At 50.4% G+C, this 12,501-nt stretch carries 6 protein-coding genes; all 6 read left to right on the forward strand.

Annotated elements, in window-relative coordinates; genetic code table 11:
* The first annotated feature begins 62 nt into the window (after nucleotides 1-62).
* The gene (locus tag AB1797_08755; protein MEW5767698.1) at nucleotides 63-7,652 is read left to right on the forward strand and encodes a T9SS type A sorting domain-containing protein; all 7,590 of its coding nucleotides are present in this window, start codon (nucleotides 63-65) and stop codon (nucleotides 7,650-7,652) included.
* Nucleotides 7,653-7,665: 13 nt separating this feature from the next.
* A complete protein-coding gene (locus AB1797_08760; GenBank protein MEW5767699.1) occupies nucleotides 7,666-8,088 on the forward strand; it encodes a retroviral-like aspartic protease family protein in 423 nt (140 codons plus the stop codon).
* 481 nt (nucleotides 8,089-8,569) lie between these two features.
* The gene (locus AB1797_08765; GenBank protein MEW5767700.1) at nucleotides 8,570-9,589 is read left to right on the forward strand and encodes a PorV/PorQ family protein; all 1,020 of its coding nucleotides are present in this window, start codon (nucleotides 8,570-8,572) and stop codon (nucleotides 9,587-9,589) included.
* Between the two features lie 61 nt (nucleotides 9,590-9,650).
* Complete coding sequence (locus tag AB1797_08770; protein ID MEW5767701.1) at nucleotides 9,651-10,541, forward strand: DUF58 domain-containing protein; 891 nt, start codon at nucleotides 9,651-9,653, stop codon at nucleotides 10,539-10,541.
* A 10-nt stretch (nucleotides 10,542-10,551) separates the two neighbouring features.
* Entirely contained in the window at nucleotides 10,552-12,105 is a 1,554-nt protein-coding gene (locus AB1797_08775; GenBank protein MEW5767702.1) for an SLBB domain-containing protein, read from the forward strand.
* A gap of 51 nt (nucleotides 12,106-12,156) precedes the next feature.
* Nucleotides 12,157-12,501, forward strand: a 345-nt coding sequence (locus AB1797_08780; protein ID MEW5767703.1) for a hypothetical protein, incomplete at its 3' end; no start/stop codon positions are given.

The following is a 12,501-nucleotide window of genomic DNA, read 5'->3' on the forward strand; positions in this document are numbered from 1 at the left end:
ATCTTGCCTGGACTGATAATTCTGATACGGAAAGCGGCTTTAAGATCCAACGAAAGACCGGCGTGGGCGGAACCTACGATACCATAGCCATCGTAGCGGCTAATGTGACGACCTACCAGAATACCGGGCTTGATTCTCAAACCACTTACTACTATCGGGTCCTGGCCTACAATGCCGCTGGTGAATCCGGCTATTCCAATGAGGCCAACGCCACTACCCTGGAAGTTCCGAATGCCCCCACCAATTTGACGGCGGTGGCTGTCTCTACCAGCCGGATAGACCTGTCCTGGACGGATAATTCGACTATTGAACTCGGCTTTTACTTAGAGAGGAAGGTTGGAGCCGGCGGCACCTATACTCAAATAGCCACCCTGGGAATCAATGTAACCACCTATCAGGATATGCCTCTGGCGGCCCAGACAACTTATTACTATCGGGTCAAGGCCTATAATGCGGCCGGTGAATCCGGCTATTCTAATGAGGTCAACGCCACTACCTTTGCCGGCCTGGAAGCCGGTAAGATCGCCTTTGTCTCTGATCGTGACGGCAATGCTGAAATCTACGTTATGAACGCCGACGGTCAGGATCAGTCTAATCTGACCAATAATCTGGCTGAAGACAGGGCTCCGGCTATCTCTCCGGATGGATACCAGATTGTTTTTGCCTCCTATCGTTCTGGCAACAATTACGAGATATACCTTATGACTTCCAGCGGCCTTAATCCCGTCCGGTTAACCAATAATTCCGCCGACGATAATTATCCGGTCTTTTCACCCGATGGGAATTATATTGCCTTTGAGTCGGCCCGGGACGGCAACTATGAAATCTATCTTATGAATATCAATGGCAGCGTTCAGAGCAACTTAACTAACAATGCCTTCTGGGACCGGCACCCAACCTTCTCCCCTGATGGGACCCAAATCGCTTTTGCCTCTATGCGGGATGGTGATTATGAGATATGGGTTATGGATGTGGATGGCTCAAATCCGACCAAACTGACCAATAATTTGGCTACTGACTATTATCCCGCTTTTGGCCCTGATGGCCGGATTGCCTTTGTCTCCACCCGCGATGGCAATGAAGAAATCTATGTGATGAATCCTGATGGCAGCGGTCAAACCAGATTAACGGCTAATCCGGCCCACGATCGTTATCCCTGCTTTTCCCCGGATGGAAGTCAGATTACCTTTGCTACTGATCGGGATGGGGGAGGGGACAGGATATATATGATGGATTCTGACGGCACCGGTCAGGTTCCTTTAACCGTCCATCCCTCTGACAACTATGATCCTTATTGGGGAACCGGCCGCGCCCCTGACACTACACCTCCGGCCGCCTTTGATCTTCTTTCACCGGCTAACGGCAGCCAGGTAGATACCACCTCCCCCATTCTCACCTGGGAGGCAAGCAGTGATACTGAATCCAATTTAGCGGGCTATGATTTATATATGGATGGTGAATTAAACAAGTCAGTCGAGGCGGCTATTACCTCAACCACCCCAGCTTCGCCGCTTTCAGTCGGCCAGCATGAGTGGTATGTGAATGCCAGAAACAATGCCGGCTTGACCACCCGGTCAACCTCGATTTTTACCTTTAAGACAGATGACGATCCACCGGTAACGAGTATGGCCCTCTCTGCTCCGAATTATGAGAACTACTATGTCACTTCAGCTACTACCTTTACCCTTTCAGCGGTCGATACCGGCTCCGGCGTGGCCTCAACCTTGTATCAAATTAATGGCCAAGGCTGGCTGTCCTATACCACCGCCTTTACTCTGGCCGGTAGGAATGAGGGAGTGCACACCATTAAGTACTACAGCACGGATAAGGCCGGAAATGTAGAGGCTACTAAGAGCCTGACCGTATATTTAGACAACACTTCGCCCACCACCACCATTACGGTTAGTGATCCTAAGGTAGTAATGGGGAATATTACTTATGTTGGCCTGAATAACACCTTTACCCTCTCGGCGATAGATACACCGAGCGCTGGTGTGGCCTTAACCGAATACCGGATTGATGCCGGAGGCTGGAAGACCTACGTCTCTGCCTTTTCTCTCCAAAGTGAAGGAATCACCACCGAAGGGGCCCATACCATAGAATACCGGAGCAGAGATAATCTCCAGAATATAGAGGGAACCAAATCGCTGGCCGTATACCTTGACCAAACGCCGCCGGCCACCAGCCTCGCCGTTTCCACACCTAAGTATATCAGAGATAAAATCTATGTCACCCCGGCCACTACCTTTTCTATGGCCGCGGCTGACACAGGCGTCGGTGTGGCTTCAACCGTTTATCGAATAGACGGCGGCGGCTGGATATCTTATACGACCCCCTTTAGTCTGACAGGCCAGACTGAGGGAAATCATCTCATTGAGTACCGGAGCACGGATAGCCTCCAGCAGATAGAAGCAGTCAAGCAATTATCAGTTTACCTGGATCAAACCGCGCCGAGCAGCAGTGTGGCGGTGGCTGAACCTAAATATATCATGGGGAACAAGGCTTATGTTGGAGCTTCCAGCAGCCTTACGATAACCGTTACCGAAGACGGTTCGGGGACTGCCTCGACCCTCTACCAAATTGACAGTGGAAACTGGAAGTCCTACACCACCGCCTTTTCCTTACAAAGCGAAGGGATTCTGACCGAAGGGGATCATACCCTCCAATATTACAGCACAGATAATCTGGAAAATACAGAGGCTATCCGAAGCCTCAACATTTATTTAGATCAAACTGGCCCAACAACCCTATTAGTCCCTTCCGGCCCGAATTACCAGGCAGTCGACACCCTTTATATCACTTCGGCCACTGGTTTTACCCTTATGGCTGAAGATTTGGGGGCCGGTGTGGCCTCTACCCTTTATCGAATTGATGGCCAGCCGTGGACATCTTACAGCAAGACCTTCTCGCTGGACATGCCGGGAGACCATATCATCTATTATCAAAGCACGGATTACTTAGGGAACCGAGAGGATACCAAGAGCCTGGCGGTCTATCTTGATGAGACCCCGCCGGTGACCTCCCTTAACGTCACCGGTCCTCAATATACAGGCTCGACTTATGTTACTTCCGCCGCCCGGTTTAGTTTAGATGTTGTTGATACAGGGGTTAGTGTTGATACTATCCGGTATCGAATAGATGGGGTTACAGACTGGACTGATTATCAGTCTCCCTTTAGCTTAGCTGATGGTCTGGCGGATGGGAATTACACCATAAGTTATTATAGCACAGATTACCTGGGTAATACAGAGACGACCAATAGCCAGTCGGTATATTTAGATAATACCCCGCCGGCCACCACGGACAATGCCCCTTCAGATTGGAGCAATACGCCGGTTACCATTAATCTCAGTTCGACAGATACGGGTGCCGGTGTAGCGGCCACTCGTTACTCCACTGATGGAATCTCCTGGGATACAGGCACAGCGGTCAGCCTCATGGCTTCAGGGATTTACACCCTCCGATATTATTCTACAGACCACCTTGGCCACCAGGAGCAAACTCACCAGACAGAGGTGAAGATCGACCTGACTGCGCCGAACGAATTCGATCTTCTGAGTCCGGCCAATGGTGATTGGATAGACAGCCCGTCGCCTGTTTTCACGTGGTTGCCAACTACTAATGGGGAATCGGGTATGGCCGGATATGACCTGTATCTGGATGGGGCGCTGAACAAGAGCGTTGAGGCCCAAACCACCTCTACCCAACTGAACGGGACGATGAGCCAGGGCTCCCATACCTGGTATGTGATAGCCAGAAACAATGCCGGCGATACGATGGCCTCAAACTCTGTCTTTGAAATCAGGTTGGATACCACGTCGCCTCAGCCGGTAGCCTGGGTCAATGATGGGCCGGGAGAGGATATAGACCTAACCAGCTCTACCCATCAGCTTTCGGCTAATTGGGCAGCCGCCAATGATGGTGTGGGGAGCGGGATCAGGGCTTACCTTTATGCCTTGGGGATAACTCCGGGTGGAACTGAGGTGGTTGGTTGGACAGATAATGGTTCCGACACCCACGTCACCGTAAATGGTCTATCCCTTGTCCCTGGAAAGACTTACTATTTCAGTGTCAAGACTCGAGATGGTGTTAGGCTCGAATCTGCTTCGACTTACTCAGATGGAATTATGGTCGAGTCTACCCCACCGCTGGCCTTTGATCTATTATCGCCAGTAGACGGCCTCTGGCTCGATTCAGTGCCTTCTCTCTCATGGGAGGCCTCTGCCGACCATGAATCAGGAATGGTCGGCTATGATCTCCTGATAGACGACCGCCGGGATCAGACGGTTTCTTCTGATGTAACCGAGACAAAACCAGCCGTTGAATTAACCGAAGGTAGGCATGACTGGTATGTCAGAGCCAAAAATGGGGTAGGTCTTGAGACGGCCTCTAATGACACCTTCTCCTTCGGCCTGGACTTCACCCCGCCAGCCAGTAAGATCATTGTCTCTGATCCAGCCTTTCCTATTGGTCAGGTGACCTACGTTACCTCGACTAATACCTTTAGCCTTTCGGCGGTTGATACCGGCTCTGGGGTTAAGGCCATCAGATACCGGCTCGATGGTGAGGGATGGAATGCTTATGAGGAAAAACCTTTCTCAGTGGAAATAGCCGGTCTTCATACCATTGGTTATCAAAGCGAGGATACCGTGGGACATTGGGAGGTGGAAAAGATACTGGATATCTACGTGGATGATACTCCGCCAACCGTTGAGCTTATTATTACCGGGCCTGAGTATTCGCCCAATGGGGTGAAATATGTGGCCTCTACCACCAGCCTTAGCTTTTCTGAGACTGATGGAGCCGGCGTAGGGGTAGATCTCACCGAATACCGGCTCGATGGAGGGGCATGGACTACCTACACCGGTTCCTTTACCCTGGCCGGTAAAGATGAAGATACTCACCTCCTGGAATATCGAAGCGCCGATAAACTCGGGAACCAGACAGGGATGGCCACTGCTACTCTCTATCTTGACCATACGCCGCCCACCACTACCGATAATGCCCCGTTGGATTGGAGCAATACCCCGGTAACAGTCGATCTCAGCCCGGCGGATACGGGAGCCGGCGTAGCGGCCACTCGTTACTCCACTGACGGAATCTCCTGGGATACAGGGACAGAGATTAGCCTAACCGCTTCAGGGATTCATACCCTTCAATACTATTCTATCGACCGCCTTGGCCACCAGGAACAAACAAACCAGAAAGAGGTGAAGATCGATTTGACGGCTCCAGTGGGCTTTAATTTACTGAGTCCGGCCAATGGTGATTGGACAGACAGCCGCTCGCCTGTGTTTAGTTGGCAGGAGACCACCAACGGTGAATCAGGGATGGCCGGATATGACCTCTATCTGGATGGGGTGCGGAACAAGAGCGTTGAGGCCCAAACCACCTTTACCCAACTGGAGGGGACCATAACCGAGGGCTCCCATACCTGGTATGTAGTGGCTATAAACAATGCCGGCGATACGATGTCCTCCAACTCCGTCTTTGAAATCAGGTTGGATACCACACCGCCCGGTCCGGTGGCCTGGGTCAGCGATGGATTAGTATCCGAGACCGAACTCTCAGCCAACTGGGCAGCCGCCGATGATGGAGAAGGGAGCGGGATTGCCGCTTATCTTTATGCCATTGGAACAATGCCGGGTGGAACCGACCTGGTGAATTGGAAAAATAACGGGGCTGATACCTCAGTGACCGAGAGCGGTCTTTTCCTTTTATCGGAAGAGACTTACTATTTCACGGTCAAGGCTCAGGATGTGGTGGGTCTTGAATCTGATCCGGTATTTTCCGACGGCGTCAAGTTGGATTCTACTCCGCCCCTGGCCTTTGATCTCGTTTCGCCGGCTAATGGGACATGGACCAATAACCCTCAGCCTACCCTGTCCTGGCAGTCATCCTCTGATCCGGAATCAGGGCTGGCCGGTTACAGTCTCTTTATAGACGGCAGCCGGGTGCAGACAGGCATACAGACTACCCAGACTGCACCCCCCCAGGCGCTCACGCCAGGCCCACACACCTGGTATGTCGAGGCGGTAAATAAGGCCGATGGGGTAAGGAACTCAAGCTCAATCTACACTATTAATATCGATCCTACTCCGCCCCTGGGCTTTGATCTGGCTTCACCAGCCAATGGGAGCTGGACCAATAACCCTCAGCCTACCCTGTCCTGGCAGCCATCCTCTGATCCGGAATCAGGGATGGCCGGTTACAATCTCTTTATAGACGGGAGCCAGGTGGGGACAGGAATACAGACTACCCAGGCTACACCCTCGCAGGCGCTTGTGCCCGGCGCCCACACCTGGTATGTCCGGGCGGTAAATAAGGCCGAGGGGGTAACAAACTCAAACTCAATCTACACCATTAATATCGATCCTACTCCGCCCCTGGCCTTTGATCTTTCTTCCCCGGCCAATGGGAGCTGGACTAATAACCCTCAGCCTACCCTGTCCTGGCAGTCATCCTCTGATCCAGAATCAGAGATAGCCGGTTACAGCCTCTTCATAGATGGCAGCCAAATAGCTACAGACATCCCCACTCCTCAGACTACACCCTCGCAGGTGCTCGCACCGGGTGCCCACACCTGGTATGTTGATGCCGTAAATAAGGCCGGTGGGGTTAAACGGTCAGATTCAACTTACAGCATTAACATTGATACCGCGCCTCCGACGGTCTCTCTGGCCGTTCTGCCGGAGAACTCAAGGTCGAATTTTGTCATCACCTGGTCAGGGACAGATAATGCCTCAGGGATAGCTTCCTACCGACTTGAATACAAGAAAGGGATCGGTCCCTGGCAGACCCTGATCTCTACCACGGCCGATACCTCTTACGAATTTACAGGAAGTCTCTATCACACCTATTCTTTCCGGGTTCGGGCCGTGGATGCGGCTGGTAATACAGGGGCTTATTCTGAGGAGCGCTCCACTACTATCACCATCTTGGGTTATTCCGAATGGATGGTAGCGGCTAATGGTGAATCAATTTCACTTGAGGGAAGAGGCACGGTTACCGTGCCCGCTAATGTCCTTGATACGGATACTTATGTTCACGTAGATTCCCTTGATACCCCGACAGAGATGATCTATTATCATAAGATAAAGGGGGTCGATAATCCGAGTTTGAGGATAGCTCTGGATAAAGGGGTTTTTGTAGGGGATATTAGGGTCACTATTCTCTATCAGGAAGATAAGGTAAGTAATGAAGAAAATCTGAGGATGTATCATTACCATGAGACTACTGAAGCCTGGGAACTGGTGTCTGGTTCCTGGGTGGATACAGAGGCTAATACAGTTACAGCCGAGACTAAGGATACCGGTGAATTCCGGTTGGTAGAATACGGGGTTACTCCTGAGAGCCTGGGGACTATTTCAGAGGTAAGCAACTATCCTAATCCCTTCTTGCCTTCTGAAGAGACGACGATTGTTTATCATCTGAAGAAGGATACTAAGGTCACGATTCGAATCTATGATCTGCTGGGCCATCTGGTCAAGGAATTCGAGTTCTCAGCCGGAGAAGAGGGTGGGAAAGAAGGGCCGAACGAGGTCCCCTGGGATGGGAGAAATGGTGAGGGCAATCTGGTGGAAGCCGGTGCCTACTTATGCTATATTGAGGCTGGGGGAGATGATGTCGTAAGGAAGATAATGGTCAGGTAAAGGAGGAGGCTTGATGATGGGTGAAATTAGAGTTCAGATTGAGCTGGAGAACTTTGCAGATAGATATAGATTTTTAGAAAACCAGATCCAGGAGGACAATATCAAGAAGTATCAGATGGAGGCGATAGTGGATACCGGCGCTGTAATGCTGTCTCTCCCTCAGGATGTGGTGGAAAATCTTAATCTAAAGATCCTCCGGAAGGTCGTGGTAATATATGCCGATGAGAGAAAGGAAGAGAGACCTGTGGCAGGAACAGTGACCATAAAAATAGGGAATAGATTTATGAATACAGACTGTATTGTTGGGCATCCTTTAAGTGAAGCCTTGATAGGCCAGGTGATTTTAGAAGAATTAGACCTAATCCCTGATTGCCAAAACCAAAGATTGATTCCCAGACCTGAGTCGCCCATTTATCCATCTTTGAAAATGAAATGAGCCAAGGAAGTGAAATGACGGTGATGGTCATTGTTTCGGCCACTTACGAATTAATCGCGAATTGCGAATTGCGAATTGCGAATTAAAAAACAACAACCCGATAAATAGCCTCGACAGCTAAAAGTTCTCCGTAAGCCATTGGTATTGTTGGTATTTGTAAGTCGAGCCGCCTTTAGAGGTAAATGTCCTATTCTAAATGGGTTAGGCTTGAAAACCCGTGAGAACTTTTAACTGTCAAGAATAGCTAAAGTTACCGTAATGTCGTGGGCTATTCCATTATTTTCTTCGTGAATTAGTGGCTTTGTGGCTAAATAGTTACTTTTTCGTTTAATTCGTTAGATTCGTTTACCAAAGATTCTTTAGCCATTTGTCGGGTCATTGTTAAAAAATAGATTCGCGATTCGCAATTCGAGATTCGCGATTCGAAAGATGGCCGAAACGATGACCATGGCCATAAATCAAAACAGGGGGTGGTTACCCAATGAAAGAAAGAAATCCGAAATCCGCAATCCGAAATCCGAAATCCGCCATCTATATTATCTCGTTGATAGGCATCCTGCTGTGGGGAGTTTCTGCCCATGCGGCCGCCGAAGACGGGGGTCTACCCGGCTATTTTACTGCCCTGGGAACGGCCGTGAGGGCCCAGGCTATGGGGAGGGCCTACGTTGGTCTGGCCGACGACTTAGGGGCTATCGGCACTAATGCGGCTGGATTGTCTCAGATCAGAGGCGGAGAGACTTCTTTTATGCATGCCAGCCTCTTTGAGGAAACAGGGTATTATTTCCTCGGTCTTGGCCGTTCTTTTTCATCCTGGAGCCTGGGTGGCGGATTTGCCCAGTTGAGTGTGGATGGAATTGAACAAACGGATGCAAGTAATACACCGGGCGGAGACCTGTCCAACAAAAAGAGTCTTTTCTCTTTGGCCAGCAGTTATATGTTCTCGCCGCGTTTTTCTGCCGGCGGCAATTTTAAGTGGTTTTCCCACAAATGGGGCGATGACAGCGGCAGCGGCCTGGGCCTAGACCTTGGTTTGCTCTATCGCCCTATGCCGGAACTAAGCCTGGGGTTAAATCTGGGAAATGTAATCGGGCCAAAGATAGACCGGGAAGAAGAGAAGGATAAATGGCCCTTAGCCGTTCGGGCTGGCGCCGCCTACCGTTTGATGGAGAATGCCCTTATTTTTACCCTGGACCTGGATAAGACCAGCCACCGCTCTGTCAAGGTTCATGGGGGAACGGAACTCTCTGGGCTGAGTGGAAAGCTAGCTTTAAGAGCCGGATATGATGAGGGTGATATTACCGCCGGTCTGGGCATAAGCCCGATGAAGGGCCAAAAGGTTCAAACCAGGCAGTATTATCGTGAAGGACGAAGATACTATGGGGCCGGAAGAGGTAGAGAAACCGAAGCCGTAGTTCCGGGAGGTCTCAAGTTGGATTACACGGTGCTTAATAATAGTGATTTGGGTCTATCTCACCGTTTTTCGATCTCGTATCGCTTCTAACGACTTTCGGGTTTCGAATCTCGAGGCACCCAGAACCCGAAACCCGAAACTCGAAACTCGTATGAAAGACTACCGCCGATTTTTAAAGCCGGAGGTCATATCCAGATTATCCGGTCTTCAGATAAAGGCCAGGCTGGTGGTGGAAGGTTTTATCGCCGGTCTCCATAAGTCTCCCTTCAGGGGTTTCAATGTAGAATTTGCCGAATATCGTCCTTATGTGCCGGGAGATGAAATCCGTTACATAGATTGGAAGGCCTACGCTAAGAGTGACAAGTTTTATATCAAGGAATTTGAAGAAGAAACCAACCTTAAGGCCTACCTTCTCTTAGATGCCAGCGCTTCGATGGGATATAGTTCCGGGAAGGTAAGTAAACTCGAATACGGCTCCTACCTGGCAGCTTCTTTAACCTATCTGATGCTTAAGCAGCAAGATTATGTTGGTTTGATTACCTTTGATGAGGGGATTCGCCACTACATTCCGCCCCGAGGACATCCTGCCCACCTCCATGCGGTCCTGGAAGGATTAGAAAGTCTTACGCCCAGAGGAGAGACAGGTATCAGCCGAACCCTGCACGAGTTAGCTGAACGGATTAAACGTCGGGGACTCTTTGTAATCATTTCCGACCTGTTTGATGACCAGGCGGCAGTTATGGCCGGATTGAGCCATCTGCGGCATAAGAAACACGAGGTGCTTCTCTTCCATTTACTTGATAATTATGAGCTTACCTTCCCTTTTGACGGTTCCCTCCTTTTTAAAGATATGGAAGATGGCACTGAACTTCCGATTGAGGCAGATTATCTCAGAGAAGAATATCTTTCCCATGTAAAAGGCTTTATTGACCAGATGCAGCAAGCATGCGGACAGGCAGCTATAGATTACGTTTGCTTCGATACCAGCACCCCTTTAGATTACGGTTTGAGTTCTTATTTAACCAAGCGGATGAGGAGGTAAACATTGCGGAATGCAGAATGAGAAATCCGAAATCCAAAATCCAAAATCGAGGGTGACTGTCTGTCTGCTATTCCTTCTGGTATTCGGAGTCAAGGCCCAGGCCCAACAAGGAGAAGGCTTCCTCGACCAGGAGTTGATCCCGGCCGGTGTGGGAGCAGGGGAAGCCACGGTTTTGCCCTTCGGTCACCAATTACTTGAGACCGGCCAAGTCCAGGAAGGAGACTATTTATTAGAAGGAGCGGCCCTGACTCCCCCTGACTACCGCTTAGGTCCGGGAGATATTTTGAATATCAATATCTGGGGCAAGTTAAATACCAGTTACCGTCTTCAGGTGACACCTGAGGGGAAGATATTTATCCCCGGGGTGGGAGAATTATTCATCCAGAACTTGACTATTGGGCAGACTCAGGAGATGGTCTGGAAACAGGTGGGTAAATACTACAAGGATATTGAAGTCAATGTCCTACTGACCGGACTTCGGCCTATCAGGGTCTTTGTTCTTGGACGGGTAAGGCAGCCGGATATTTACAGATTCAGCCCCCTTGACCATGTCTCTACCGCCATAAAAAAAGCCGGCGGACTGGAACCTTCCGGGTCGATAAGAAGGATACAGCTAAGACGAAATCCAGCGCCCAGAGCACAGAACCCAGAAAGAAATCTGCCATCCGAAATCGAAGTAGATCTCTATCGGTTTTTCATTAGGGGAGAATTGGCACAAAACCCGCTCCTAGAAGCCGATGATGTAATTTATGTCCCGCCGGCCGGGCCCACCGTGAGCATAGAAGGAAAGGTTAAGCGTCCTGGTCAGTACGAGATCAAGGATGAAGAAGGATTTGAGGATCTGCTAATTATGGCAGGCGGTTTCCATCCTGAGGCCTATGTCCCCAAAGTCCTTATCAAGAGAATCACACCCGCCAAGAAAAGCAGCGCCTTTTGGATTGATCCGACTGACCTGAAACCAGGCTTTAAACTTGAGAACGGCGACCAGATTACTATATACTCTTACGATCAGCAGGTAGAGGATACGGTCCTCTTAAAAGGCCAGGTAGCGAAACCGGGTATTTACACCCTTTCGAGAGGGGAAACATTAAGAGGCGTTATCCTCAGGGCCGGTGGGATTACCTCGGCGGCTACCAGGGAAGAGGTCAAAATAGAACGGAAAGGCGAGGTCTTAAGTGTCAATCTTTATGACCTGATGATAGAGAAAGACCCGGAAGCTGACCTTGAGTTGCTCAATGGAGATGTGATTACTCTCCCGGCGGCCCCGAATACGGTTACCGTAGTGGGAGAGGTTCAGACCGGGGGAACATTCCCCTACGAGCCGGCCAGGACAGTCAGTTATTATTTGGGGTTAGCCGGCGGATTCTCCGAACGGGCTAATGAAAGACGGATCGAGATCACTCGAAGAGATGGCTCTACCAGAAAGGTAAAGCGAGAGACTGTGGTAGAGGCGGGGGAGACCATTGTGGTTGACCGGCTGGAGATCAAGGGCTGGAGAGATTGGCTGAGTGTCTTGGTGCAGGGCTTTACCCTGGTCTTTATGGTGGATAGTATTGCGAAGTAAGGAGACAGTAGACAGTGGACAGTAGGTAGTGGACAGGTAAGCGTTCAGCACATGATCCTGGATGCTCGATGCTCGATCCTCGATGCTCGATGCTCGATGCTCGATGCTCGATCTTCGATCCTCGATCCTCGATGCTCGATCCTCGATGCTCGATGCTCGATCCTCGATGCTCGATGCTCGATCCTCGATCCTCGATGCTCGATCCTCGATGCTCGATCCTCGATGCTCGATCCTCGATGCTCGATGCTCGATGCTCGATCCTCGATGCTCGATGCTCGATCCTCGATGCTCGATCCTCGATGCTCGATCCTCGATGCTCGATCCTCGATGCTCGATGCTCGATGCTCGATGCTCGATCCTCGATGCTCGATCCTCGATGCTCGATGCTCGATCCTC

The organism is bacterium (genome assembly GCA_040753085.1).
In the GTDB taxonomy this organism is placed as follows: domain Bacteria; phylum UBA9089; class JASEGY01; order JASEGY01; family JASEGY01; genus JASEGY01.

Coding starts and splice junctions, on each gene's coding strand:
- AB1797_08765 (MEW5767700.1), top strand. CDS start 8,570: ATGAAAGAAAGAAATCCGAAATCCGCAATCCGAAATCCGAAATCCGCC.
- AB1797_08770 (MEW5767701.1), top strand. CDS start 9,651: ATGAAAGACTACCGCCGATTTTTAAAGCCGGAGGTCATATCCAGATTA.
- AB1797_08760 (MEW5767699.1), top strand. CDS start 7,666: ATGATGGGTGAAATTAGAGTTCAGATTGAGCTGGAGAACTTTGCAGAT.
- AB1797_08775 (MEW5767702.1), top strand. CDS start 10,552: ATGCAGAATGAGAAATCCGAAATCCAAAATCCAAAATCGAGGGTGACT.